Annotated in this window: 23 protein-coding genes; 5 read left to right on the forward strand and 18 right to left on the reverse strand. The window is 63.7% G+C overall.

All coding sequences use genetic code 11. From position 1 onward, the window contains the following. Positions 1 to 7: 7 nt before the first annotated feature. Entirely contained in the window at positions 8 to 946 is a 939-nt protein-coding gene (locus ACSQ3Z_RS01185) for a homocysteine S-methyltransferase family protein (RefSeq protein ID WP_436169585.1), read from the reverse strand. 164 nt (positions 947 to 1,110) lie between these two features. Here ACSQ3Z_RS01185 and ACSQ3Z_RS01190 point away from each other — a divergent pair, with 164 nt between their 5' ends. Continuing rightward, positions 1,111 to 1,353, forward strand: a complete 243-nt coding sequence (locus ACSQ3Z_RS01190) for a type II toxin-antitoxin system CcdA family antitoxin (protein ID WP_436169586.1) — start codon at positions 1,111 to 1,113, stop codon at positions 1,351 to 1,353. Beyond that, a complete protein-coding gene (locus tag ACSQ3Z_RS01195; RefSeq protein ID WP_436169587.1) occupies positions 1,353 to 1,652 on the forward strand; it encodes a CcdB family protein in 300 nt (99 codons plus the stop codon). Before ACSQ3Z_RS01190 ends, ACSQ3Z_RS01195 begins: the two co-directional genes overlap by 1 nt. A gap of 20 nt (positions 1,653 to 1,672) precedes the next feature. Here ACSQ3Z_RS01195 and ACSQ3Z_RS01200 read toward each other — a convergent pair whose 3' ends face one another. The 7 genes from ACSQ3Z_RS01200 to glmM form a co-directional block, all read right to left on the reverse strand. Further along, a complete protein-coding gene (locus ACSQ3Z_RS01200) occupies positions 1,673 to 3,373 on the reverse strand; it encodes a hypothetical protein (protein WP_436169588.1) in 1,701 nt (566 codons plus the stop codon). A gap of 74 nt (positions 3,374 to 3,447) precedes the next feature. Next, the gene (locus tag ACSQ3Z_RS01205; protein ID WP_436169589.1) at positions 3,448 to 4,746 is read right to left on the reverse strand and encodes an adenylosuccinate synthase; all 1,299 of its coding nucleotides are present in this window, start codon (positions 4,744 to 4,746) and stop codon (positions 3,448 to 3,450) included. Between the two features lie 210 nt (positions 4,747 to 4,956). Then, on the reverse strand, positions 4,957 to 6,558 hold the full coding sequence (serA, locus tag ACSQ3Z_RS01210) for a phosphoglycerate dehydrogenase (RefSeq protein ID WP_436169590.1): 1,602 nt from the start codon (positions 6,556 to 6,558) through the stop codon (positions 4,957 to 4,959). Positions 6,559 to 6,628: 70 nt separating this feature from the next. Continuing rightward, positions 6,629 to 7,804 carry a phosphoserine transaminase gene (locus ACSQ3Z_RS01215; protein WP_436169591.1) on the reverse strand — a complete coding sequence of 392 codons (1,176 nt, stop codon included), beginning with the start codon at positions 7,802 to 7,804 and terminating at the stop codon, positions 6,629 to 6,631. A gap of 196 nt (positions 7,805 to 8,000) precedes the next feature. After that, a complete protein-coding gene (locus ACSQ3Z_RS01220) occupies positions 8,001 to 8,873 on the reverse strand; it encodes an outer membrane protein (protein ID WP_436169592.1) in 873 nt (290 codons plus the stop codon). A gap of 205 nt (positions 8,874 to 9,078) precedes the next feature. Then, the gene (locus ACSQ3Z_RS01225; protein WP_436169593.1) at positions 9,079 to 9,891 is read right to left on the reverse strand and encodes an outer membrane protein; all 813 of its coding nucleotides are present in this window, start codon (positions 9,889 to 9,891) and stop codon (positions 9,079 to 9,081) included. Positions 9,892 to 10,152: 261 nt separating this feature from the next. Beyond that, entirely contained in the window at positions 10,153 to 11,505 is a 1,353-nt protein-coding gene (gene glmM, locus ACSQ3Z_RS01230) for a phosphoglucosamine mutase (RefSeq protein WP_436169594.1), read from the reverse strand. 705 nt (positions 11,506 to 12,210) lie between these two features. On the opposite strand from glmM, the gene ACSQ3Z_RS01235 reads away from it, so the two are divergent. Together ACSQ3Z_RS01235 and ACSQ3Z_RS01240 are read left to right on the forward strand one after the other, a co-directional pair. After that, positions 12,211 to 12,867, forward strand: coding sequence for a hypothetical protein (locus tag ACSQ3Z_RS01235; protein WP_436171806.1), 657 nt, complete (start codon positions 12,211 to 12,213; stop codon positions 12,865 to 12,867). Between the two features lie 253 nt (positions 12,868 to 13,120). Continuing rightward, the gene (locus ACSQ3Z_RS01240) at positions 13,121 to 13,474 is read left to right on the forward strand and encodes a hypothetical protein (protein WP_436169595.1); all 354 of its coding nucleotides are present in this window, start codon (positions 13,121 to 13,123) and stop codon (positions 13,472 to 13,474) included. A 281-nt stretch (positions 13,475 to 13,755) separates the two neighbouring features. On the opposite strand, the gene ftsH is transcribed toward ACSQ3Z_RS01240, so the two are convergent. The 9 genes from ftsH to ybgC all read right to left on the reverse strand — a co-directional run bounded on the left by ftsH (position 13,756) and on the right by ybgC (position 23,705). After that, positions 13,756 to 15,690, reverse strand: coding sequence for an ATP-dependent zinc metalloprotease FtsH (ftsH, locus tag ACSQ3Z_RS01245; protein ID WP_006200109.1), 1,935 nt, complete (start codon positions 15,688 to 15,690; stop codon positions 13,756 to 13,758). Positions 15,691 to 15,811: 121 nt separating this feature from the next. Next, positions 15,812 to 17,206 carry a tRNA lysidine(34) synthetase TilS gene (gene tilS, locus ACSQ3Z_RS01250; protein ID WP_436169596.1) on the reverse strand — a complete coding sequence of 465 codons (1,395 nt, stop codon included), beginning with the start codon at positions 17,204 to 17,206 and terminating at the stop codon, positions 15,812 to 15,814. Beyond that, positions 17,200 to 18,267, reverse strand: a complete 1,068-nt coding sequence (gene ybgF / locus ACSQ3Z_RS01255; protein WP_436169597.1) for a tol-pal system protein YbgF — start codon at positions 18,265 to 18,267, stop codon at positions 17,200 to 17,202. Before ybgF ends, tilS begins: the two co-directional genes overlap by 7 nt. 188 nt (positions 18,268 to 18,455) lie before the next feature. Beyond that, positions 18,456 to 18,962 (reverse strand): peptidoglycan-associated lipoprotein Pal, encoded by a 507-nt coding sequence (gene pal / locus ACSQ3Z_RS01260; protein ID WP_436169598.1) that lies wholly within the window; start codon positions 18,960 to 18,962, stop codon positions 18,456 to 18,458. 269 nt (positions 18,963 to 19,231) lie between these two features. Next, the gene (tolB, locus tag ACSQ3Z_RS01265; RefSeq protein ID WP_436171807.1) at positions 19,232 to 20,503 is read right to left on the reverse strand and encodes a Tol-Pal system beta propeller repeat protein TolB; all 1,272 of its coding nucleotides are present in this window, start codon (positions 20,501 to 20,503) and stop codon (positions 19,232 to 19,234) included. Between the two features lie 79 nt (positions 20,504 to 20,582). Continuing rightward, complete coding sequence (locus tag ACSQ3Z_RS01270; RefSeq protein WP_436169599.1) at positions 20,583 to 21,740, reverse strand: TonB family protein; 1,158 nt, start codon at positions 21,738 to 21,740, stop codon at positions 20,583 to 20,585. Between the two features lie 8 nt (positions 21,741 to 21,748). Beyond that, positions 21,749 to 22,201 (reverse strand): protein TolR, encoded by a 453-nt coding sequence (tolR, locus tag ACSQ3Z_RS01275; RefSeq protein ID WP_436169600.1) that lies wholly within the window; start codon positions 22,199 to 22,201, stop codon positions 21,749 to 21,751. Between the two features lie 9 nt (positions 22,202 to 22,210). Then, positions 22,211 to 22,921: a protein TolQ gene (gene tolQ, locus ACSQ3Z_RS01280; RefSeq protein ID WP_436169601.1), complete on the reverse strand. Its 711-nt coding sequence runs from the start codon at positions 22,919 to 22,921 to the stop codon at positions 22,211 to 22,213. Positions 22,922 to 23,231: 310 nt separating this feature from the next. Continuing rightward, positions 23,232 to 23,705: a tol-pal system-associated acyl-CoA thioesterase gene (gene ybgC, locus ACSQ3Z_RS01285; protein ID WP_436169602.1), complete on the reverse strand. Its 474-nt coding sequence runs from the start codon at positions 23,703 to 23,705 to the stop codon at positions 23,232 to 23,234. 53 nt (positions 23,706 to 23,758) lie between these two features. On the opposite strand from ybgC, the gene ACSQ3Z_RS01290 reads away from it, so the two are divergent. Continuing rightward, complete coding sequence (locus ACSQ3Z_RS01290; protein ID WP_436169603.1) at positions 23,759 to 25,009, forward strand: glycoside hydrolase family 5 protein; 1,251 nt, start codon at positions 23,759 to 23,761, stop codon at positions 25,007 to 25,009. A 21-nt stretch (positions 25,010 to 25,030) separates the two neighbouring features. On the opposite strand, the gene ACSQ3Z_RS01295 is transcribed toward ACSQ3Z_RS01290, so the two are convergent. Continuing rightward, positions 25,031 to 25,939, reverse strand: coding sequence for a metallophosphoesterase (locus ACSQ3Z_RS01295; protein WP_436169604.1), 909 nt, complete (start codon positions 25,937 to 25,939; stop codon positions 25,031 to 25,033). Between the last annotated feature and the right edge of the window lie 113 nt (positions 25,940 to 26,052).

A 26,052-nucleotide genomic window follows, 5' to 3' on the forward strand; every position in this document is an offset into this window, starting at 1 on the left:
CCGCCTGTCACAGGCAGGCCTCGCAGATCGCGGCAATGTGCCTTGCGTCCGTACCGCAGCAGCCGCCAAGCACGCCGATATGGCCGAAACGGTCGCGCATCGCGCGATAGCGCCGGCCGAGGTCGACCGGATCGCCCGGATCGAGCTCGGTCGCCGCGTCAAGCTCGGCATGGCTCTTGGCGGACGCGTTGGCGCGCATGCCGCGAATGCGGCCCACCCAGCCTCCGCCGCCGGCAAGAACGGCGTCGAAATGGCTGGGGTGCGCACAGTTGATCATGAAATAGGCCGGTGCGCCGTCGGTTTCGTCGTCAACGGTTTCGATGGCATCTTTCAGGCTCTCGCCGGAAGGCAGGCGCCCATCGATCTCGACAGTGAAGGAGATTACCGACGGAAGGCCCGATGCCATTGCGGCGCAGGCTATCCCGGTCGCCTCGTGCGAATAGGTCATGGTGATGGCGCTGACCATGTCGGCGCCGGCGTCGCGGAACGCCTTGATCTGGTCGATGTGATAGTTTTCAGCTTCGGCCGTCGTCATGACCGCATCGACCCGGTAGCCGTCGCCGCGCGGTCCGACCACTCCATTCACAAGGACGACCATCCCGCGCGCGGCGAAAGGCGCAGCGAGCGCCCGTGCCCACGAGACAGCGTGCCGGTTGGCGGCCGACAGCGCCTTGTCCGAATAGCCGAGTTTCCCGCCCCAGTCCGGATTGGCGCGCCATGTCGGCGTGTCGAGCACGAAGCCGACGCCGTGCTGTTCGGCGATATCCAGAAACTGGCGGAAATAGCGAGCGAGCCTCTCTTGGCCTTCTTCCTCGCCAAGCAGGGGAAAGGCGGCAAAGAACGGCAGATCGAGCCCATCCATGAAGACGAGCGACGTTTCGAGTCCGCCATCCGTCAGGAGAACGGTTTCGCCCAGCTCACGAAGATCGATCTTCGCATTGGTCATCGCCGTGCCCGATTTCGGCCTGCCGTTTGTGTGAGTATAGCATCTGAAGGCAATTTCGCCCATGTCCCCAGGAAGCAAGCTCGTGCGCGCGCGATCAGACACCGCATCGCCATTGCCGCGGCGCGCAAATGCGCATAGATTATGCGCATGTTGCGGAGGTCACCATGCGCAAGCTAGCCTCGAACGCGATCCGCCAGCCGGCGAACCTGTCGATCGATTCCAATCTCATGAAGGAAGCCAAGGGGCTGGACGTCAATGTCTCGCGCGCCGCGGAAGCCGGCATCGCAGAGGCCGTGGCTGCCGAAAAGACGCGACTGTGGAAGCTGGAGAACCGCGCCACGATGGAGGCGTGGAATGAATACGCCGAAAAGCAAGGAATACCGCTAGAAGAGCACCGGCAATTCTGATGGCCCGCTATGATGTCTTCACGGGTCGCGTCGAAGGCAGCTATTTGCTGAACGTGCAATCCGATCTGCTCGACCACCTCAAGACACGAGTGGTGATCCCGCTTCTCCCGATCCAGGCCGCACCGCCGGCGATTCGAAAACTGCATCCCATCGTCGAGATCAACGGCCGAAAGCTGCTTGTGGCCACCCATCTGATCGCCACGGTTCCGACCGGCGAACTGGGTGAAATCAGGTTGAACATCACCAAGAATCACGACGACATCGTCGGCGCGCTCGACATGCTGTTCCAGGGTTTTTGAATTGTCGGGCCGAGCCTTGCTCAGCCCGACGTCTTGGCCTGCCAGGCCTTCAGCGCCTCATCGAATACCTTCTCGCCGGGGATGCCCTTCTCCATGGTCAGCAGCGCCCGCCGTCCAGTCTTGTAGACAACCGGCACGTCGATCCAGTCCTGGCCGCGGAGCAGGGTCAGGTTGGCGTCCTCATCCGCCTTGGTGTCGTTGAGCGCGACGAGGAAGAAGCCGTCGGCGATCTTGGCCGGGATGCCGATCAGCGGGCTGCCGGCATCCTGCTCCGAGCTCTTCATAGCGATGCGCAGGATGTTGTCGACGCCGCCGCCGTCAAAGCCTTCCGGCGTCAGGAAGATCATCTCGATGATGTGGCTGGCCGGCAGCGTCTGGTCGGTGTTGCGCCTGATCGTCATGCGCAGCTGGATGTCCTTGCCCGGAATGGTCGCTTCGGCCCGGATCGCCGGCTCGGGCGGCAGGTCACCGCCGGGCGATTCCTGCACCAGAGACCAGACGATGTTGCCGGGCTCGGCCGAGCCTTGCGCGGTGCTGGTGCGCTCTTCGTAGAAGATCGCTTTCTGGCCGACCGGCAGCGCGGTCTCGGCGGGCGCGGCCGCCGGCGCGGCAGGCGCGGCCGGTGTGGTGCCAGCCGCCGGCGCAGTTGGAGCGGCGGCAGTCGCGTCAGCCGGTGCTGCGGGCGGCGCGGCACCGTCGGCTGGCGGCGTTGTTGCGGGTGCGGGCACTGCGGGAGCGCCTGCGGCTGCAGCCGGTTGACCAGCTGGCGCGGGCGCCGGAGTGGCCGAAGATGGCGCGGTCGAAGGTGGCGTGACCGGTGGCGGCGTGGTCAACGCGGCGACGGATTCGCCTTCGCCTATGCCGCTTTGTCCGGCGGCCGGACCGGGATCGGTCTCCTTGCCCTCGGGCGTCAGGCGCTGGGTGAACTTGGTTGTCTCGGCGGTGTCGGTGGCGCCCGCCGCCGGCGGTGCCGCGGCATCGGCCGCCGGCTTGGCCGGGGCCGCCGGTTTCACCAGCGGCTCGGTGGTGACGGTCTTCGACCCGCTAGGGCCGAACATCGAGCCGAACGCGTCCTTGTTCAGCCAGATGCCGTATCCGCCGCCGGCAATCACCAGCAGCACGGCCGCGGTCGCAATCAGCCCGCCATAGCTGCGTTTGCGCACAGCGGGGCGCAAGCGCTGGAACGTGTCCGCCGCCGCCGGTTGCTCGTCATTGGCAAAGACGTCGTCCTGGCCGTTCGGCGCCGACGCGTCCATCCCCGGAAGGCGGGTATCGGCATTGTCGAATGGCGGCGTCTGCGGCGCCTTCTGCCAGCTCGGTTCTGCCTTGGCAGCGGGCGGCGCTGGCCTGAAGGTCTCCGACTTCGCGGGTTCCGGCTGGGCCATAGGCGGCGGCGGCCAGGTCGGTTCCGTCTTTGCCGGTTGCCGAGTGTGGCTCGGCTGGTTCTTGTTGCGGTCTATGGACGAGAAGATGTGCTCCAGCTCCGCCAGCGGGTCGGCGGCAGGCACGCTCTTGGCGTAGTTCCGCTCGACGCTGGAAATGGCATCTTCAAGCGTGCGCTTCTGCTGGTCGGCGACCGACGGAGCCAAAGGCGGAACGTGATCCGCAAGCTTCTTCGCGATCGTCGCCCGGGCCTTGTCGTAGACCCTTGCGCGAATCTCCGGTGTGTTCTCACCGAGACCGTCGATCGTCTTTTTCAGAACAGCAACGAAATCTGCCATGCGTCAGTCGACCTGTATTTTGTTCCCGGACCGGCCCCCGCAAATCAGCCGCAATGCCCGGAAAGGCTCAGAAACTAGTCTTGAAACGGATCGGTCACAAGTATCGTATCGTCCCGTTCCGGGCTGGTGGAAAGGAGTGCTACCGGCGCGCCGATCAGCTCTTCGATGTAACGGACATATTTGACCGCCTGGGCCGGCAGATCGTTCCAGCTGCGCGCACCGGCGGTGGTGCCTTTCCACCCCTCCAGCGTCTCGTAGACCGGTTCGACGCGGGCCTGCGCGCCCTGGCTGGCCGGCAGATAGTCGATCGTCTCGCCGTCGAGACGGTAGCCGGTGCAGACCTTGATCTCGTCCAGCCCATCGAGCACGTCGAGCTTGGTCAGCGCGATGCCCTTGATGCCGTTGACAGCGACCGCCTGGCGCACCAGCACGGCGTCGAACCAGCCGCAGCGGCGCTTGCGGCCGGTGACCACGCCGAATTCATGGCCGCGCGTGCCGAGAAATTCGCCGATCTCGTTCTTCTGCTCGGTCGGGAACGGGCCTTCGCCGACACGCGTCGTGTAGGCCTTGGTGATGCCGAGCACATAGCCGATGGCACCGGGGCCGACGCCGGCGCCGGCCGCCGCCTGGCCGGCCACGGTATTGGACGAGGTGACGAACGGATAGGTGCCGTGGTCGATGTCGAGCAGCGTGCCTTGCGCGCCCTCGAACAGGATGCGTTCGCCGGCGCGGCGCCGGTCGTCGAGAACCTTCCAGACCCGGTCCATATAGGGCAGGATTTCGTCGGCGACCGAAGTCAGCTCGCCCATGATCGCGTCATGCGTGACCTCGGCATGGCCGAGCCCGCGGCGCAGCGCATTGTGGTGCGTCAGCAGCCTGTCGACCTTCAAGGGAAGCGTTTCCAAATCCGCCAGATCCATCACCCTGACCGCGCGACGGCCCACCTTGTCCTCGTAGGCAGGGCCGATGCCGCGGCGGGTCGTGCCAATCTTCGTTCCGGAATTGGAGGCGGCGTCCTCGCGGAATCCGTCCAGCTCCCGGTGCAGCGACAGGATAAGCGCGGTGTTTTCGGCTATTTTCAGGCGATCCGGCGTCACCTCCACGCCTTGCGCCTTCAGTTTCGCCACCTCGGCGACGAAGGCGTGCGGGTCGAAGACCACGCCATTGCCGATGATCGACAGCTTGCCTTGCCGCACCACGCCGGACGGCAGCAGCGACAGTTTGTAGACCTTGCCGTCGACGACCAGCGTGTGGCCGGCATTGTGGCCGCCCTGGAAGCGCACGACGACGTCCGCCCGTTCCGACAGCCAGTCGACGATCTTGCCCTTGCCTTCGTCGCCCCACTGCGAGCCGACGACCACCACATTGGCCATGTTTCTTTTCCCTTGAGATGCCGACCGGCGGCCTTGAAACGACAGGCCTCTATAGCGTCAAGAGCAGGCCGATGCGACCATTCTTTGCCGCTGGAAACGGCCTGAGGCACAACAATTTTCGCCTTCCGCATCATTTACTTGAGGAGCCGCCGCAAAAACAGAAAGGCGCGGACGGAACCGCGCCTTCGATAAAGCTTTGCTGGAATCAGGTCAGGCACTGCCGACGTCGAACCGCAGCCGCTTGGCCGAGTCGATCGACTTGTGCGCCCGCACCTGTTCCAGCACCTTTTCCGGGAACGGCGCATCGAGATAGAGCAGCGCGATGGCATCGCCGCCGGGCCGGTTGCGGCCAAGCTGGAAGTTGGCGATGTTGACGCCGTTCTCGCCGCACACCGTGCCGAGCAGGCCGATGATGCCGGGTGCGTCGGCATTGGTCGTGTAGAGCATGTGCTGGCCGACCTCGGCGTCGAGATTGATGCCCTTGATCTGGATGAAGCGCGGTTTGCCGTCGGAGAAGCAGGTGCCGGCGATCGAGCGCGTCTTGTGCTCGGTCTTGACGGTCAGCTTGATGTAGCCGTCGAACACGCCCGATTTGTCGCGCTTGACCTCGGCGACGATGATGCCGCGCTCCTTCACCATGATCGGCGCCGATACCATGTTGACGTCGGAGACCTGCGGCCGGATCAGGCCGGCAAGGGTGGCGCTGATCAGCGCGCGCGTGTTCATCGTCGCGGTCGAGCCGTCGAACAGGATCTCGACCTCCTTGATCGGATCCTCGGTGACCTGGCCGACAAAGGCGCCGAGCACTTCGGCGAGCTTGACGAAAGGCTTCAGCCGCGGCGCTTCCTCGGCGGTGATCGACGGCATGTTGATGGCGTTGGAAACGGCGCCCTTGATCAAATAGTCGGCCATCTGCTCGGCCACCTGTAGCGCGACGTTCTCCTGCGCCTCCGTGGTCGAGGCGCCGAGATGCGGCGTCGCCACGACATTGTCCATGCCGAACAGCTCATTCCTCTCCGCCGGTTCGACCTCGAACACGTCGATGCCGGCGCCGGCCACTTTGCCGCTCTTCAGCGCCGCCACCAGATCGGCCTCGACGATCAGGCCGCCGCGCGCGCAATTGATGATGCGCACCCCGTCCTTCATCTTGGCGATCGCCGACGCGTCGATGATGTCGCGCGTCTTGTCGGTCAGCGGTGTGTGCAGCGTGATGAAATCGGCACGGGCGAACAGCTCGTCCAGTTCGACCTTCACGACGCCAAGTTCTTCCGCACGGCTGTCCGACAGGAACGGGTCGAAGGCGATGACATGCATCTTCAGCCCGACGCCGCGTGTAGCGACGATGGAACCGATATTGCCGCAGCCGATCACGCCCAGCGTCTTGCCGGTGATCTCGATGCCCATGAAACGGTTCTTTTCCCATTTGCCGGCATGGGTGGAGGCATTGGCCTCCGGGATCTGGCGCGCCAGCGCGAAGATCATGGCAACCGCGTGCTCGGCCGTGGTGATCGAATTGCCGAAGGGCGTGTTCATCACGATGATGCCCCTGCGGCTCGCCGCCGGGATGTCGACATTGTCGACGCCGATGCCGGCGCGGCCGACTACCTTCAGATTGGTGGCGGCATTGATCAGCTTTTCGGTGACCTTGGTCGCCGAACGGATGGCGAGGCCATCATACTGGCCGATCACTTCAGCGAGCTTTTCCTTGTCCTTGCCGAGGTCGGGCAGGTAATCGACCTCGACGCCACGGTCCTTGAATATCTGCACGGCGGTGGTGGAAAGTTTGTCTGAGACGAGAACGCGGGGCGCCATGGCGGCCTCCTTGAAAATGGGATTGATCCGTACGGGAATCGGCGGCCCGAAGGCCGCCGCGCAATGAAACTCAGGCGGCCGCTTTCAGCGATGCCTTCTGCAAAGCAAAGGCCCAGTCGAGCCAGGGCAGCAATGCTTCGAGATCGGAGGCCTCGACCGTCGCGCCGCACCAGATGCGCAGGCCGGGCGGTGCGTCGCGATAGGCGCCGACATCGTAGGCGACGCCTTCCTTGTCGAGCGCTGAGACCAGGCCCTTGGCGAACGCCGCCTGGCCGTCAGCATCGAGTGCTGCGACATCCGGATCGGTGAAGGAAAGACAGACGGAGGTGTTCGATCGCGTCGCCGGCTCCACGGCCAGGTGTCCGAGCCACGAGGACTTGGCGACGAAGCGATCGAGCACCGCGGCATTGGCGTCGGCGCGGGCGATCAGGGCGTGGAGGCCGCCGATCGACTTCGCCCACTGCAGCGCGTCCAGATAATCCTCGACGCACAGCATCGACGGCGTGTTGATGGTCTCGCCCTTGAAGATGCCTTCGATCAGCTTGCCGCCCGAGGTCAGGCGGAAGATTTTCGGCAGCGGCCAGGCCGGCTTGTAGGTCTCCAGCCGCTCGACGGCGCGCGGGCTGAGGATCAGCATGCCGTGCGCGCCCTCGCCGCCCAGCACCTTCTGCCAGGAGAAGGTGACGACATCGAGCTTTTGGAAATCGAGCCTTTGTGCGAAGGCCGCCGACGTCGCGTCGCAGATGGTCAGGCCTTTGCGATCGGCCGGGATGAAATCGCCGTTCGGCACCCGCACGCCCGATGTCGTGCCGTTCCAGGTGAAGACCACGTCACGGTCGAAGTCGACCTTCGCCACATCAGGCAGTTCGCCGTAGCCGGCTTCGATCCTGCGCACGTCAGCGAGCTTCAGCTGCTTGACCACATCGGTGACCCAGCCGGAGCCGAAGCTCTCCCAGGCGACCATGTCGACGCCGCGCTCGCCGAGCAGCGACCACAGCGCCATCTCGACCGCGCCGGTGTCCGACGCCGGCACGATGCCGATCCGGTAATCCGCTGGGACCTGCAGGATCTCGCGCGTCAGCTCGATCGCCTGTTCGAGCTTGGTCTTGCCGATCTTGGCGCGATGGGAACGTCCGAGCGCGGCATTCTGGAGTGCCTCGACCGACCAGCCGGGGCGCTTTGCGCAGGGACCTGAGGAGAAATTGGGGTTTGCCGGACGGAGTCCGGGGTTCGTAAGCGTCGTCATCGTGGTCTATCCTTCCAGATAGTGGCCCCTCGTTGGGGAGGGGTGGCCCACGGACGGCGATATGCGTTCGGGCTTCCGGCGTCAAGAGGAAAGTTTTTGTCGCTGGCGGGATACTCGCGCGCCATGCAGTCTTAGGCGCATAAAGCAAACGGCGAGCCCGAGGCTCGCCGTCGATTCCTTGGGCTTCATTGCGCGCCTACCAGAGATCGTAGCGCAGGCCGAGTTTGACCGTCTGATAATTAATGCCTTTGTGAATGCCGAACGCGCCGTCATCATAGGCGACATATTTGGCGCTTGGGATCGAGAAATACTCGTAGCCCAGGTCAACCGAGACGTTCTTGCTCACTTGATAGGACAGGCCGGCGCCGATCGAATAAGCGAGATTGTATTTGGCCTCTGAGTCTTCCGACCCGCTGTATCCAGCCGGATCGTTACACTGGAAGCCACCCGCGCCCGACGTCGGATCGGGATCGATCGGAATGCAATCGCGCTCGCCCTGGGTCTTGAAATACTTGTTGTAGGCAATACCGACGCCGCCACCGATATAGGGTGTGATGCCTACATAGGTGCCGAGGTCCACATAGCCATTGGCCATCACGCTGTAACCCTTGTTGGTGCCGTAGTTTGAGGCCTCGCAATCCTGGGTCGTAGCCGTGGGAACAATGATGAAGCCGCCAGCCCCGTCCGGAAACAGGCTGTTCGTCGTGCCGGCGCACCCGCTTGGCACCAGTGCATGGTCGCCGAATTCGTTGGTCGGCAGAATTCCGCCGTTGAGTTCGACCCGAAGATAGTCGTTGATGTGATAACCCATGCCGATACTGCCCGTGAAAAGGCTGCTGTCGGACGTGAAAGTGGTCGATCCGCTCGCCGTTGTCTGTTGATCGAACGGATGGCTGAACGCGTAACCCAGATCGCCGCGCAGATACCATCCCGAACCGACCTCGACCGGCACATAGTCGGGTGCCTGGTCGACATAGATGGGCGGATCGTAGTCGGCCGACGACGCCTGCGTCACCGGCATCAGCACGATTGCGGCAAGCGCCAGCGCTATACGCGATTTGAGTACCATGGTCCCCAGGCTCCCGAACTTGGCGCGCATTGCAATCGCACGCGCCGTTTCAGGAAGCATTGTTAACCATAGTGGTTAAGTGCCGGTTAAGGATAACAGAGCGTTAGCGAATTGATTTCGAAGGGGCCTTCGTCGCAGGCAAAAGCTCAAACGAAAACCGCCCGGCAGAGCCGGACGGTTGAGGAACTCCTGGATTTCTCAGCGCCTACTTGGTGTAGACCGGCTCCGGTTGATAAGCAACCACAGGCGCTGCGCACCCATTGTTGCCGCCGAACTGATAGCGCAGACCGCCGCGTACCTCGTTCGTGCTGATACCGTCGTCGAAGCCTGGACCCGAGCTGGTAGTATCAAACTCAAACATGCGGCCGCCCTGGATGTGGCTGAAGCGGTAGCCTGCATCGAGGATGATCTTGTCGGTCAAGCAATAGGAAGCGCCCGCCATAAGCGCGTAGGCAAAACGCCAGTTGGTCGACCCGGGGTTGGTCTCGGTGGTGTTAGGATCGCGGACCGTGTCCCACTTGATGCGCGCGCCGCCGATGCCGGCGCCGATATAAGGCGTGATCCCGTGATAGGTGCCGAGATCGGCATACGCGTTTGCCAGCAGCAGGAAGGCGCTCATTTTCGAAACCTCGGTCGATGTCGTGACGAGATCCGAGGTCTGGCCGTTGAAGTCTGACTTGAACCAGTAGTCGGCAGTTAGATCAGTACGGAAGTAGTCGTTGACCTTGTAGCCAATGCCGCCGCCGAGCGAGAACCCGCCCTTTAGGTCGCCGAAATCGAAATCGTTGGTGCCGGGCGGCGGGCCGTACGTGATGTAGTCGATGCTACCCAAATTCGACCAGTGATAGTCGATGTCGCCGCGAATGTACCAGCCGCCAAAATCGGCCGGTTCTTGATAGGCCACCTGCGGCGGCGCCTGCTCGACCACGGGCGGTTCCACGAAATCGGCGGCGAAGACCGGTCCGGCCACGCCCGCCAACAGCGCGGCGAACAGTGCCATTCTTGCTGCATTGAACATGCTTGTCACCCCTAAGAAGCCTCGGAACGACGAATCCGCCCGAATGTGATTGACCTCGGCGTGGATAATGAATTGCAAAGGTTAAAAGGCGTTTAACCGTATCGATTAACCACGAATCTATAGAATTTTAGAAGTACAGCATGTTTGCCCCGGGCAACAGGCTGTTGCGGAAACACAAAAAGGCCCGCCTGGAGGCGGGCCTTTGCAACTCTGGAACAGACGCTTTTTTGCGCCGCCGCGCCCTCTCGGACGCGCCAGGGGTCAGGCGGCGCTGCGGGTCTCGGAAATGATGCCGACGATGTCGTTGACGACCGCCTCGACCAGTTGCGGATCGTCGCCCTCGGCCATGACGCGGATCAGCGGCTCGGTGCCGGAAGGACGGATGACCAGTCGCCCGGCCTTGCCGAGGCGGTGGCGGGCATCCTCGATCGCCGCCTTGACCGGCGCCTCCTCGAGCGGCTTGCCGCCGGCGATACGCACATTCTTCAAAAGCTGCGGCACCGCCTCGAACTTCTTCGACAGTTCGCTGACCGGCCGGTTCTGTCGCTTGATGCAGGCCAGCACCTGCAGCGCTGAGACCAGGCCGTCGCCCGTGGTCGAGAAGTCGGAGAGCACGATGTGGCCCGATTGCTCGCCGCCGACATTCAACCCATGCGCGCGCATATGCTCGACGACATAGCGGTCGCCCACCTTGGTGCGGTGCAGTTGCAGCTTCATGTCGCCAAGGAAGCGCTCAAGGCCGAGATTGGACATCACCGTGGAGACGACGCCGCCGCCGGCCAGCCGCCCGCTCTGGTGCCAGGACTCGGCGATCAGCGCCATGATCTGGTCGCCATCGACGATCGTGCCGTTCTCATCGACGATGACGACGCGGTCGGCGTCGCCGTCGAGCGCGATGCCGATATCGGCGCGCACCTCATGCACCTTCTTCTGCAGTCCGGCCGGATGGGTCGAGCCGCATTCCTTGTTGATGTTGAAACCGTTGGGCTCGACATTGATGGCCACCACCTCGGCGCCGAGTTCCCACAGCGCCTCGGGCGCCACCTTGTAGGCGGCGCCATTGGCACAATCGACGACGATCCTGAGTCCCGACAGCGACATCGAGCGCGGCAAGGTGCGTTTGGCGAATTCGATATAGCGGTCGTGCACGCCGTCGACGCGCTTGGCGCGGCCAAGCCCATCGGAATCGGCAAGCGCCAGCTCTATATCCTTGTCGAGCATCCCTTCGATGCGCTCCTCGATCTCGTCGGAGAGCTTGTAGCCGTCGGGGCCGAACAGCTTGATACCGTTGTCGTAATAGGGGTTGTGCGAGGCCGAGATCATCACGCCGATATCGGCGCGCAGCGAACGCACCAGCATGGCAACCGCGGGCGTCGGAATAGGACCGAGCAGGAACACGTCCATGCCGGCGGCGCACAGGCCCGACACCATCGCGTTCTCGATCATGTAGCCGGAAAGCCTGGTGTCCTTGCCGAGTACCACGCGGTGGCGATGGCTGCCGCGCTGGAACGACAGGCCGGCGGCCATGCCGACCCGCATGGCGATCTCCGCCGTCATCGGAAATTTGTTGGCGCGTCCGCGAATGCCGTCGGTGCCGAAATACTGCCCTGCCATACCTGCCTTGGTCCCCGTCGATTTTTCAGCCGCCCGTATTGCCACAATTGGGCTGCGTCCGAGCATCACATTGTGTGATTATGTATTACGATTCCTTAGAAAATCATTGTTGCGGGTAATTCAAGCGATTCGTCAGTCTACCACGATGACACTGTCTCGCCACAATAGACCAGTCGCGGCGGGCAGAACGGCACGGATTCGCCAGGCAACTCTTGGCCCGGCGGCCTTGGTCCGCAACGATTTCATCACCTTGTCGGCAGAACCCAGTTTCCGGCGACGTCCGCGCCAGCTAGCATCTGGCGCAACCGGTCGTTGAGAGCTATTGATTCCGCAAAGGGACATCTTGGGCGGCAGCAACGGAGAAACGCCATGCTCATCCACAGACTTGCAACACTGACGGGCCTTGCCGTCGCAACCCTGTTCCTGGCGGCGCCGGCCAACGCGCTGACCATGGCAGAGTGTAGCACCAAGTATAACGCGGCCAAAGATGCGGGAACACTTGGCGGGCAGACGTGGAACCAGTTCCGCAAGGCCGAGTGCAGCACCGACGCGGCGGCGACGACCGACACCAAGCCGGCCAAGAAGACGACCAAGGCCGACACTAACGCTGCTGCTGCCAGTGGCGACGATGCGGCCAAGGGTCTGACGGCGAAGGAATGCAGCACCAAGTACCAGGCCGCCAAGGCCGCCGGCACCCTGAACGGCATGAAGTGGAACGACTTCCGCAAGACCGAATGCGCCGCCGGCGCCACGGCCGCAGCCGAGCCCGCCAAGGCGACAACCAAGGCCGCCGCGGCCAGTGACGACGATGCGGCCAAGGGTCTGACGGCGAAGGAATGCAGCACCAAGTACCAGGCCGCCAAGGCCGCCGGCACCCTGAACGGCATGAAGTGGAACGACTTCCGCAAGACCGAATGCGCCGCCGGCGCCACGGCCGCGGCGGAACCCGCCAAGGCAACGACCAAGGCAGCCGCCGAAGACGGCAAGGGCCTGAGCATGGTCGATTGCAGCACCAAGTATCAGGCGGCCAAGGCAAGCAACTCGCTGGGCGGCAAGAAGTGGAACGACTTCCGCAAGAGCGAGTGCGGTGCTTCCGCCTCCGACGACGACACCGTGCCGGCCACCGACGAGGCGACCTACACCAGCGACCCCGAGAAGCCGACGGTTGCCGCGCCCGGGGGCGTCAAGTTCCCGACGGCGATTTCGAAGAAGTTTGCCGGCGAGACCCCTGCCAAGGGCCGCATGCACACCTGCCTCGAACTGTACTATGCCAACAAGGACGCCAACACGTTGGGCGGCCTGAAGTGGATCCAGAAGGGCGGCGGCTTCTACAGCCTCTGCAACGCTAAGCTGAAGAGCTGATCGCGAAACTTCGAGCCTGATCAAGAACCCCGCGGACCTTCCAGGCCGCGGGGTTTTTGTTTGCGCGACAGTTCCTCTGAACAGAGGATTTGACTGCTTTTTGATTAAGCTAACGGAGGCTGCGGATGATCCCTGCCACCAGCTTCCAACATCTATGAGCTTGGCCGCGTGCCACCACGCCTTCGTCATCAACTCTGAGGGACTAAGCCGTCACGGTAGGAGCGGAGCTCTTGACCTTGAGCGTGTCGGCGCGATGGCAGGCGATGCCGGCGCGCAAGCACTCTTCGAGCAGCAGGCCTTCATGGCCGCCGGTCGGTTTGCAGACCACGAGGTCTGCATGCTTATGGCTCTTGAGGAAGGCGCGGATCGCGCGCCGCTGGTTGTCGATGACATGGGTGGTGGTGCCGTCGGCGATGGTGATGGTGTCCTAGGCGATATCGAAACCGAGGCACCGCTGCGGCTGTTGATGCAAGCAGGCCATGCTGGTGGTATCCTTGTCAGGCTTCGGATTGTTTGCGGGCGTGGCAGCGCCAGCGGCCCAATCAACTCTCCAAGCGATGGCGGACAAGCAGGGACCTTGATGACGTCGGGTGTTACCCGATCCTAGGGACGGTCGCCTGCCGCCGGGACTGCCGGCTGTGATGGGCCTGCAGTCCTGGCCGCCAAACTACCTGATCCTTCTCAAACAATCCTGGGGTCTGCGCCGCGTCGCTTCGCTCCCTGCTTCGCCCAGGATGACGAGGTGCAAAGACCTCGGCCAATCTTCAACGTGTGCGATACCTCTGAACGGAGCAATCGACGGTCGCCAATGATCGGCAACCAGTCCTCCAAACAAAAACGCCGCGGGCCAGCCACGGCGTTCTCGAAATCACCCCTTTTGCCCGAACCTCAGCTCGAAGGCTGGGGCTCCATGCCGCCTTCGGGCTCTGGGCCCTTCTTGCGGCGGCCGCCGGTGCCGGCTTTCGGCACGGCCGAGCCACGGCTCGGCGGCGTATCGTCGCCGAGGTCGCGGGCCGGCTTGTGGCCGGCGATCAGCTGCTTGATCTCCTCGCCGGTGAGCGTCTCGTATTCGAGCAGCCCCTGCGCCAGCGCGATCCATTCCTTCTTCTTCTTGGTCAGCACGGCTTTCGCCGTCGAATAGGCGTCGTCGATCAGCCGGCGCACTTCGGCATCGATGATCTGCGCCGTCTCTTCCGAGATGTTCTGCGTGCGCGCCACCGAGTGGCCGAGGAAGACCTCTTCCTGGTTGTCGCCATAGGCGACATGGCCGAGCTTGTCGGAGAAGCCCCAGCGCGTGACCATGGCGCGCGCCAGCTTGGTTGCCTGCTCGATGTCCGAGGAGGCGCCCGAGGTGATGTTCTCCTTGCCGAACTTGAACTCCTCGGCGACGCGGCCGCCCATCATGATCGCAAGACGCGAGACCATGTATTTGTAGCTCATCGAATAGCGGTCGCCTTCCGGCAACTGCATGACCATGCCAAGCGCACGACCGCGCGGAATGATGGTCGCCTTGTGCAGCGGATCGGCGGACGGCACGTTCAGCGCCAGGATGGCGTGGCCGGCTTCGTGATAGGCGGTCAGTTCCTTCTCGGCCTGCGTCATCGCCGACGAGCGGCGCTCGGCGCCCATCATGATCTTGTCCTTGGCGTCCTCGAACTCGGCCATGGTGACGAGGCGCTTGTTGCGCCGCGCCGCCATCAGCGCGGATTCGTTGACGAGGTTCATCAGGTCGGCACCGGAAAAGCCCGGCGTGCCGCGCGCGATGACCTTGAGGTCGACGTTCGGCGCCAGCGGCACGTTGCGCACATGCACCTTGAGGATCTTCTCGCGGCCGACGATGTCGGGGTTCGGCACCACCACCTGACGGTCGAAGCGACCCGGACGCAACAGCGCCGGATCGAGCACGTCGGGCCGGTTGGTCGCGGCGATCAGGATGATGCTTTCGTTGGATTCGAAACCGTCCATCTCGACCAGCAGCTGGTTCAGCGTCTGTTCGCGCTCGTCATTGCCGCCGCCGAGGCCGGCACCGCGATGGCGGCCAACGGCGTCGATTTCGTCGATGAAGATGATGCAGGGCGCATTCTTCTTGGCCTGGTCGAACATGTCACGGACACGGCTCGCGCCGACGCCGACGAACATCTCGACGAAGTCCGAACCGGAAATGGTGAAGAACGGCACGTTGGCTTCGCCGGCGACCGAACGGGCGAGCAGCGTCTTGCCGGTGCCGGGAGGGCCGACCAGAAGCACGCCGCGCGGAATCTTGCCGCCGAGGCGCTGGAACTTTTGCGGATCGCGCAGGAATTCGACGATCTCTTCCAGGTCTTCCTTGGCTTCGTCGACGCCGGCGACGTCTTGGAAGGTGACGCGGCCATGCGCTTCGGTCAGAAGCTTGGCCTTCGACTTGCCGAAGCCCATGGCGCGGCCGGAGCCCGACTGCATCTGGCGCATGAAGAATATCCAGACGCCAAGGATCAGGATCATCGGCAGCCAGGAGATCAGGTAGCCGAACAGCGAGTTGGAACCGTCGGATTCAGGCCGGGCATTGATGGTGACGTTCTTGTCCTGCAGCCGCGTGACCAGCGAAGGGTCGCCGGGCGAATAGGTCTGGAAGCCGGTCGAACTGTCGGTGTAGGTGCCGGAGATGCGCGCGCCGGCGATCGTCACCGTCTTGACCCGGCCCGCCGCGACATCCTGCAGGAACTGCGAATACGGCACATCGCTCGAGGCGCCCCGCGTCTGCGGCGTCTGGAACAGGTTGAACAGGGCGATGAGCAGGACCGCTATGATCGCCCAGAGCGCGAGGTTGCGATAATTCGGATTCATCTAATGTCCCGTTAGCGCCCGCACGCGGACACACATGATGAGAGGAAGCTTGAGCCTAACATAGGGAGAGCGCCTCCCCTTGCCAAGCATAACAGCACGTCTGGGTTAAGCTTTCGCCCCATCATCGCCCGGCACTATGGCCGCGGAAAGGCAGGGCCGGTAGCGGCGCCGCGCCGATCAGCCCGGCAACGGCAGCGGCGGGTGCCAGATCGAAGGACGGCAGGAAGCGGGCAAAGGGTGCCACGACGGGAGACAAGCCGACCGTGGTCGGCACGCCGCTGTCGCCCGCAAAACCCAGGCATTCGGCTCCACGCCACAGCGCCGGCTCGGCGGCCAGCGCGGCGCGCGCAAGGCTGGACGGTATGCCGTCTTCGGCAATATCCCGCTTTGCAGCCGCGGCCTGTCCGAGCGGCGCGATCAACAATGCGCCTGAGCTGTCGCCCAATGTGATACGCCGACGGCCGTCCCAAAGGACATCGCCGGTCGCCGGCACGGCCAGGGGCAGGCCGCGCGCTTCACGGCGCAGGAAGATGCCGGCGCGCCGCGCGTCGACCACCGTCCGCGACAATGTGGCGCAAAGCGGTCCGGCCCGCAGCCGGGAAAACAGCGCCTGGCTGCGCGCCTCGTCGGGCAGGAAGGATACGCCGCCAATAGTCGCCAGCAGGATGCGCATGGCGTAGACAGCAGCCGGGGCATCACCAGATGCCGCAAATGCAGGATCCAAACGGACGAGCCCCGGGACTGGACAACAGGCAAAGTCACGGATCAGCACGGCTGCGCGCTGCCCGAGTTCTTCGCGCTCGGCGCCAGCCTGCCCGGCCCGCGCGATCAGCTCCGCGAAACGCCGCTCGCCGTCCTCGCCGGCAAGTGCGGCCCGGATGCGCGGCCGTTCGAAATGCGCGTCGACATTGGTTGGATCCTCGGCCCAGCCGGCATTGCGGTGCCGCAGCATGTCGCGCAGCGCTTCGCGCCGCATGCCGAGCAGCGGCCTGACGATCCAATGCCGCCAATCGTAGAGCGTGGCCGGCGCCATCCCGGCGAGGCCGCGGCCTGCCATTTCGGCAAGTCCTCGGCCCTCATCCCGCGCGTGCCGCATCAGCACGGTCTCGGCCTGGTCGTCGGCGGTATGGCCGGTCAGGATCAGGTCGATGCCTTCCTCTTGCGCGGCCTGCGTCAGCAATCGATAGCGCGCCTCGCGCGCGGCGGCGGGCAGGCCGCTCGACGGCTTTGGTCCGGACCAGCGAAGGGTGCGATGCGCGATGCCGCGCTCGGCGCAGAGGCTGGCTACGGCTCGCGCTTCCGCCGCCGCGCCAGGCCGCAGATCATGATCGATCGTCACCGCCAGCAGCCTGGTGGCCGGCGCGGTGCGGTCGAGATGGTTTTTGAGGAGAAGGAGGAGGGCGGTCGAGTCGCTGCCGCCGGATACGGCTGCAATGGCGCCGTTGGTAAAGTCGATCTTGGAAAAATCCGAAAGGTCAGGCCCAGTAAGGTCAGGCCTGGTATCGAGCGTCAGCACGCCGCGAGCGCCCTTTCCTGCTTGATACGTTCCTTGAGCGCGCTGGAAAGGTCGGGATAGCGCTTGCCGATCTCACCGAAAGTGGCGCAGGCCACGTCGTTCTGCTTCAGGCCGACCAGCGATACGCCGAGCTTCAAAAGCATGTCGGGAGCCTTCTTGGCCTTCGGATAGTCCTTGCTGGCAGCGAGGAAGATCTCGGCCGCGTCGCGGTATTTCTGCTGGCCGAGCAGCGATTCACCCAGCCAGTAATGCGCGTCCGCCGCCTTGGCGTCCTTGGGGAAGCGGCTGATGTGGTCGCGGAAACCCTGCTCCGCGGTGCCGTAGTCGCCCGACAGGATGAACTGGTAGGAGTTGCGATAGAGTTCGTCGGGATTGTTGGTGGACGGCAGCGCCGCGACCACCGTGCCGTCGGCCTTGGGCCCGGTTGCCGGAGCCTCGGTGGCTGGAGCAGCCGACTCCGCCGGCGCGCTCGCCTGCGTGTTGCCACCGGCCTCGACCACGTTGCCGTTCTTGTCGACGGTAATGGTGCCGAAGGTCTTCGGCGGCGCGCCGTTGATCACCTTGCCGGGATCGCCGGTCTGCGATTCGACGATGACCTCGCCGACGCTCTGGCCATCGGCCGGCGGCGTGGCCGCATCGGCAGGTGCCTGCGTCGCCGGGGCCTCGGCGACGCTGTTGTCGGTATTCTCCGGCGCCGCGTCCGACTTCTTCTGTGCCGGCTGCTGGGCCCCCTGGGTGCCCCCTTCAAGCTGCTGGAAGCGGAACTCGTTGTCTTCCTGCTGCTTGCGCATCTGCTCCTGCATCTGCAGGATCTGGAAATTGAGTTCCTCGATCTTGCCGTTCATCTGCCGCAGTTGGTCTTCCAAACCGGTGGCGCCGGCAGGATCCTGCTGCGCGACCTGCTGCTGGTCCGGCTTTTTCTTCTGGCCGAAAATACCCAGCGTCGGCAGGTGGAAGGAGAACCCGCTGTCTGCTGGCTGCCCGGTCTCGCTTGCCGGGGCGGCGATGCTTGATACGAGCAGCAGCGCAAGCGTGCCGCTCAGGACCGTTCTGAAATGCATTATGTCTCTCGCCGTGAAAATCGTTGGTCTGTTGCGCCCTTCCGATCAGAGTGGGACCAAGCGCCCTCGGCTCATAGCAGGGCCCGAGACTTCGGCCAAATTTTGTTTGGCCGAAGGATATCGAAGCGGCACATGAAAAAGGCGGCCCCGAGGCCGCCTTTCGCACAGGTGTGTTGTATTTTTGCCGATCAAGAACCGGCGCCGCCCAGCGTGGTGACGGCGCGGCGATTCTGCGACCAGCAGGAGATGTCGTCGCAGACCGCGACCGGACGTTCCTTGCCGTAGGAAATCGTCTTCAGGCGCTGCGCCGAGACACCCTTGGCGACCAGGAAGTCGCGGGTGGCGGCGGCGCGGCGGGCGCCAAGCGCCAGATTGTATTCGCGCGTGCCGCGCTCGTCGGCATGGCCTTCGATGACGATGGCATACTGCCTGTACTGGTTCAGCCACTGCGCCTGGCGGGCAAGCGTCGTCTGCGCGTCGGCGCGGATCGAGGACGAGTCGGTGTCGAAGAAGATGCGATCGCCGATGTTGACGGTGAAGTCCTGCGCCGAGCCGGGGGTCGCCGCGCCGGCGCCGTTGAGGCCGAGATCGGCGGCGCTGTTCGGGGTCTTCTTCGAGGCGCAACCGGTAATGGCGAGCATCGCGACCAGCGCGATCATCACCGGGTTTCGAGTAAGTGCTGCGATACGGCCCATGCCGCCTCTCCTTCGCATTTCGAGTGATTTCGTTGATCACCCAGTAACCACGTTTGGGTTAACCGGCATTCAAGAAACACGGTTAAAATTTGGTTTCGGCCGCCGTCCGCAGCCCTTTTGGCCGAGGCCACAATGGGCGCGGACCGTAGGCGGAAATGCGGCCAAAACGCGACCAAGACGTGAAAAAAGCCCCAAAATGGGGCTTTTCCGGCAGCGTTACCGAATTGCAACTGAGCACGGATGCTCGACTCGAGCATCCGTTGCCGGGACTACTCGAGCAGCGGCGACCAGGCCGGATCCGAGGCAAAGTTCGAGGTTGGGATCGACTGTTCGTTGCGGCCGGTAAGATCGACCGAAACCAGCTTCGGCCCGCCATTGGCATCGCGGAAGAACATCAGCACGCGGCCGTTCGGCGCCCAGGTCGGTCCCTCCTGCTGGAAGCCCGAGGACAGGATGCGCTCGCCGGAACCGTCGGTCTTCATGACGCCGATCTGGAACTCGCCGCCGGTCTGCTTGGTGAAGGCGATGAGGTCGCCGCGCGGCGACCACACCGGCGTCGAATAGACGCCGTCGCCGAAGGAGATGCGGGTTTGGCCCGAACCGTCGGCGCCCATGACATAGATCTGCGCGCGGCCGCCGCGGTCGGAGGTGAACACCACCTTGCTGCCGTCCGGCGAATAGGATGGCGAGGTGTCGATGGCGGTCGAATTGGTCAGCCGGGTGGTCGAACGGCTTCTCAAATCCATGGCGAAGATGTTGGAGTTGCCGTCGTCGCGCAGCAGGCTCATGATCACCTTCTGGCCGTCAGGCGAGAAGCGCGGTGCAAAGGTCATGCCGGGAAAGTTGCCGACCAATTCGCGCTGCCCGGTCTCGATCTGCAGCAGATAGACTTTCGGCTGGCCGCTCTCATAAGACATGTAGGTGATTTCCTGCCGGTTCGGCGAGAAACGCGGCGTCAGCACGATCGCCCGGCCGTCCGAGAGGTAGCGGACATTTGCGCCGTCCTGGTCCATGATGGCGAGACGCTTCTTGCGCGCGTTCTTGGCGCCGGATTCGTCGATGAAAACGACTCGGGTGTCGAAATAGCCCTTCTCGCCGGTCAGCCGCTCATAGATGGCATCGGCGATGATGTGGGCGACACGCCTGGTGTTGGCGTCGTTGGCGAAGAACTGCTCACCCGACATCTGCTGGCCGGCAAAGGTGTCCCACAGCCGGTACTGGGCGCGGATGCGGCCGTCGGCCTCCTTGCCGACGCTGCCGGTCACCAGCGCCTGCGCGTTGATCACCTTCCAGTCGTCGAAGCGGGGCTGGGCGTCGGGATTGGAGATCTTCTCGATGAAGGCGCTCTTGTCGATCGGCGCGAACAGACCCGAACGCTTGAGATCGGCGCTGACGATGTTGGAAATCTCCGCCCCCAGCGCATCGCCGCCCTGGAAGTCGGTGATGGCGATCGGCAGCGGCTCGACATTGCCCTTGTTGACGTTGAGCTCGACGAGCGCCCACGCCGGCAGCGGAGCCGCGGCTGTCATGCCCAGCGCCATCGCTGCAATCGTCAGGAGCGGCTTGAGGAAAGATCTCATATCTTCTCGCTTCTCTTCTTTGATTGTGTGGATGCCAGGCCTAGAGGCCAAGCATCTCCCTTGGATCGAAGGTGACCCGGATGTCGTTCCAGATGTCCTGCTTGCCGGCGGGAACCTGCAGGCCGGCCATGTCGCATTTCTGCACCGCGCGCACGGCGCTTTCGTCGAACTGGCGGTTGCCGCTCGATTGCTCGACTGCTGGACGGCCGTCCAGCTTGCCGGAGGTGTCCAGGTTGAACCGGACCACGACGACGAAATTCTCGGAACCCTCGAGCCCGACCGGCAGGGTCCAGCAACCACCGAGCTGACTTTCCAGTGCCCCCTGCTCCGACTTGGAAAGCTTCGCGCCCTGATCTTTGTCGCCGCCAAGCGTCGATTGCTGGGTCGAGCGCTTGGCGCCGCCGCCGGACGGCTTCTGCTTGTCGAGCATGGCGGAAATCTCGTCGGCGTTGAACTGCTTGTCCTCGGACTTGGGCTTCGATGAGGCTTCCTTGACCGGCTTTTCGGCGTCCTTGCGGTCCGGCGCCTTGGCGCTTTCGGCCTGCGCCGGCTGCGGCTTCGGCCGGGCTTCCGGCGCCGGAGCGGAGTCCGGCAGCTGCGTCGTCTCGGTCGGCGGCTCCTGGGCAATGGCCTCGGCGACGGCGTCGGGCTTGACCTCCGGCTTCGGCTCGATCGCAGCAGTCTTGTCCTCCGGCGGCGTGGGCGCAGGTTCCTTGGCCGGCGTCGGCTTGGGCTCCGTCTGCTTCACCGGTTCGGGCTTGACCTCTTCCTTCGGCTGCGGCACCGGCGCCACTTCCGTCGCCGGGATAGGCTTCGGCTTTTCCTGCGGCTTCGGCACGTCCTCGGGCTTCGGCTTCTCGACCGGCGTTGGTGCCGGCGGCGGCGCCGACGTCATATCGACCGGCTTCGGCTTGGCCTCCGGCGTTATCGGCTTGTCGGTATCGACGCTGTTTTCGCCAATCTTCTGGGCAGCGGGAATGATGTCGGGACGCTGGGTCGGCACCGGCGCCGGCTTGTCATGCATCACCGCCTTCTTGTCGCCCTGCAGCACCTGCGCCACAGCTTCCGTCGGCACGATGTCGACCGACACGGATTCCACATCGGCCGCCGGCAGCGCAGCCGGCGACGTCAGCGTGAACAGCCCGAGAGCGAGCGCCACCGCATGCAAGATTACCGATGTGGTGAGCCCGGTCCTCATCTTCTTGTCTATTGATCCTGTTCCTGCAGCGAAACCAGGCCGATATTCTTGTAGCCGGCGGCCGAAATGCGGGCCATGACCTTCATGGCGGTGCCGTAGTCCGTCAGCTTGTCGCCACGGATGAAGATGCGCTCGTCATAGCCGGTCTTCGAGATCGCCTGCAGCTTCGCCACCAGTTCCTCGATCGGGATCTCGGTTTCCTGCAGATAGATCTGGCCGGTGGCGTTGATGGAGACGGTGATCGGCTGGGTGTCGACATTCATCGCCTTGGCCTGCGTATCCGGCAGGTCGATCGGCACGCCGACCGTCAGCAGCGGTGCCGCGACCATGAAGATGATCAAAAGCACCAGCATCACGTCGACCATCGGCGTAACGTTGATTTCCGACATCAGCGCATGATGGCGGCCGCGCCGCCTGTGGCCGCGCCCGCCGCGTCCCGACATGCCTACGGACATACCCATGTTTGTACCTCAGGCCTTCTGCGCGACTTTTTCATCGATTTGGCGCGAGAGTATGGCGGAGAACTCATCCGAGAACCCTTCCATGCGCACCGCGATCTTGTTCGCGTCCGATGACAGCTTGTTGTAGGCGATGACGGCGGGAATGGCCGCGAGCAGGCCGATGGCTGTGGCCAACAGCGCTTCGGCGATGCCGGGCGCCACCACCGCCAGGCTGGTGTTCTTCGACGCTGCGATGGCCTGGAACGAGGTCATGATGCCGATGACGGTGCCGAACAGGCCGATGAAGGGCGCGGCCGAGCCGGTGGTGGCGAGGAAGCCGAGCCGTCCCTCCAGCCGCTCCATCTCGCGCGTCAGCGCCAGGTCCATCGCCTTGTCGATGCGGGTCTGCAGGCCGAGCGGCGATTTCGCACCCTTCTCGAAGCTCTTCTTCCATTCGCGCATGGCAGCGACGAAGATCGCGCCCATGCCGGTCGTCTTGCGGTCGGCGAGCGTGCGGTAAAGCTCCTCCAGCGACTGTCCCGACCAGAACACCTGTTCGAAGCGGTTGAGCGCCAGCCGCATGCGGGCATAGGCGACCAGCTTGTCGACGATGATCGCCCAGGTCCAGATCGAGGCGCCGAGCAGACCGATCATGACCAGCTTGACCACCCAGTTGGCCTGCATGAACAGCGCCCAAATCGACAGATGCGCGCCCGGTTCGGCGAGTGCGATGTTTTCCATGGTTACGTCCTTAAAGATTTTCCGGGCATTGCTGGCGGCTGGCCCATGGGCATCCCTTGTGATCCGTTCGCGCGAAGCTTGAAGCTTGCGGAGCAACCCCGAAATGCGCCGTTCTCGGCCTTTTCAGGGCAAATGTTGGTCAAAGGAAGGCGTTCGGATTCCGCCAATCTTCACCAATCTCTTCATGAACCGTTATGGTTAAGGATGGGTTAGGACATACAGCGCGGCGCATTGCCGCGCCTCTGGATCACTTGGCTGGCGGCTGCGTCTGTTATTCGAATGGTCGCCGAGGTCGCCTATGCGAGAAATATCAGCCGTTTGCCTTGGGTAGGAAAGCCGCCACCCAATCCTTCGGAAAGCGCCTTGGCCTTCCATTCTCGCCGATGATCGCTGCCTCGACCCGCGCTTTGACCAGCACTTCGCTGCCGCGCTTCAGCTGTTGCGCCATGACGATGCGGGCGCCGGAAATGTCCTCGGTGCGCGTGTCGATGGTCAGGATATCGTCCATGCGGGCCGGCGAGCGGAAATCGATCTCCATGCGCCTGACCACCCAGACGATCTTTTCGCCATGCTTGCCGTCGGCCAGCTCGGTATGGTGGACGCCGGCGAGCCTGAGATAGTCGGAACGGCCGCGCTCGAAGAATTCGAGATAGCGCGCATGATAGACGACGCCGGAGAAATCGGTGTCGGCATAGTAGACCCGCGCCATCAGCCGGTGGCCGAATTCCGTCAGCGCGCCGGAAAGCCCAGCCAGAAGCGTTGCCGATTCACCATGATCGTCCATCGCGCTTTCCTTTTCGAACCCGACGAGGCAGGTGTTTGTGGCGCAGGAACCGGATGGCACTGTTGAGAGCGATGATCAAGACCTTGCTGGCAACGCTGCTGGTGCTGGCTTCAGTGGCGCTGCATGGCCAGGCGGCAACCTTCTCCATGAAGCGCGGCCTCAACCTCGACCAGTGGACGACTTGGGTCGGCGAGGAGAAGTGGAACGACCCCAAAGCCATCCTGCCCTTTCCGGAATGGCGCAAATTCCTCAAGGACGCCGATCTCGAAGCGCTGAAGGACGCCGGTTTCGATTTCCTGCGCATGCCGGTCGACCCCTCGCCGTTCCTCTCCGACGAGACGGTGGCGCTGCGCGACGACCTCTATGCCAGCGTGCTGGACTCGGCGCGCATGATCAACCGCGCCGGGTTGAAGGTCATCGTCGACATGCACCTGATCCCGTCCGGCGGCAACCGCAAGATCGGCATGGGCGACGTGATGGACGACCCCGAGGCCTTCGACGCCTATGTCGAGATGGTGCGCAGGATGGCGCGCACTCTGGCCGCCGAAGATCCGCGCCAGGTCGCTTTCGAGCCGATGAACGAGCCAATCGTCGACTGCGACGGCGACGGCACCAGCCTGTGGCCCGACCGGCAGCTGAAACTGTTCGCGGCGGCGCGCGCCTCGGCGACGAAGCTCACCCTGATCCTGACCGGAGCTTGTTATTCCAACGCCGCCTCGCTGGCGAAGATCGATCCGAAGATGATCGCCGACGACAACATCATCTGGACCTTCCATTCCTATGATCCGTTCCTGCTCACTCATCAGGGCGCAACCTGGGCCGGCGATTTCATCCGCTATGTCACCGGCCTGCCCTTTCCGCTGACCGCGGTGCCGCATGCTCAGCTCGATGTGGCGCTGGATACGATCCGCGCCCGGATCAAGGCCGAAGCGCCATGGACACGACAAAACGGCATGCTTGCCTATCTTGACGAGCAGGTCGCCAGCATGGACACGGACGAAAAACTGCTTGGACTGATGGACGCGCCGTTCAAGACGGTGGAAAGCTGGGCCAAGGCCAATGGCATCAAGCTGGAAAACATCACGCTGGGCGAGTTCGGCATGATTCGCCAGGAATACGGCAATTCCTATGTGATGCCGGGCGATTACCGCGCAGCCTATGTCAGGGACATGATCGCGCGCGCCGAAGCGCACGGCTTTTCCTGGTCGGTGTGGAGTTTTGGCGGCGCCTTCGGCATCGTCGATGCCTTCGATGGCGACAAGGCCGAGCCTGAAGTGATGGACGCGATCAGGTCGCTTCACTGAGGCGCCTGAGGTTGAAGCGCTTCAGACGGAACCGAGATCGATCTGCAGGATTTCGGGGCGCATGCCGAAGCGCACCGGCATGATGCTGAAGCCGAGCCCGCCGGATACGATCAGGTTGCGGTCCTGTTCCACGACATGGCCATAGGCGTAGCGGTTGCCATACCGTGATGGCACGACAGGCGAATAGCCGAACAGCCTGACTTGTCCGCCATGGGTGTGGCCGGACAGGGTGAGCGAAACCTGCGACGGCACCTTCGGAAAGATATCGGGTTCATGCGCCAGCAGGATGACGGGCGCGCCGTCGCTGACTTTGGCAAGCGTGCCGTCGAAATCGTCCAGGCCCTTGAAGCCGGTCCGGCCCCACTCTGCGCCCGGCCGCAAGGCAAGCTGGTCGGCAAGTCCGGCGACCCAGAAACCGTGTCCGTCCTTTTCCAGGCGGATGGCATCGTTTTCCTGCACGGTAATGCCGACGCCCTCGAGCGCCGTGCGCGCCACTGTCGGCCCGGCTCCGGCCTTTTGCGCGGCATGATCGTGCCACCAGTCATGATTACCGAGGATCGACAAGACGCCGAGCGGTGCCTTGAGACCTGACAGAGCCGAGGCCCATTCCAGTTCAGTCACCTGGTCCGTCACCAGGCGCATGCCAGCAATATAGTCGCCAAGCAGTACGATCAGGTCCGGCTGCAAGGCGTTCGCCTCGGCAGCGAGCGAAGCAATCCGCTCGGGCGTCATCCAGGGACGGCACGCATGGATGTCGGCCAGCGCGACGACGCGCAGTTTGAGACCCGCCGGCCAATGCGGTAGTGTCAGCGAGTAACGCTTCACATGCGTCAACAGCATCGGCTCGATGCCGACCGCATAGGCGCCAAGCGACACCATCGACAGGAGCGAGCCGCCGATGAGGCGCAGGAAGCCACGTCTGGTGATCATCAATGAGCCCCGGCCTCTTGAGCAAGACTTGCCATGAAGCGGGCAATTGCGCCTTCACGCTGGCGGAGGCGAGGAGATTTTGCGCAGAAGAGCCGTTCCTCGGGCAACCGAAG

Origin of the sequence: Mesorhizobium sp. LjNodule214 (assembly GCF_964252735.1) — a bacterium.
Classification (GTDB): domain Bacteria; phylum Pseudomonadota; class Alphaproteobacteria; order Rhizobiales; family Rhizobiaceae; genus Mesorhizobium.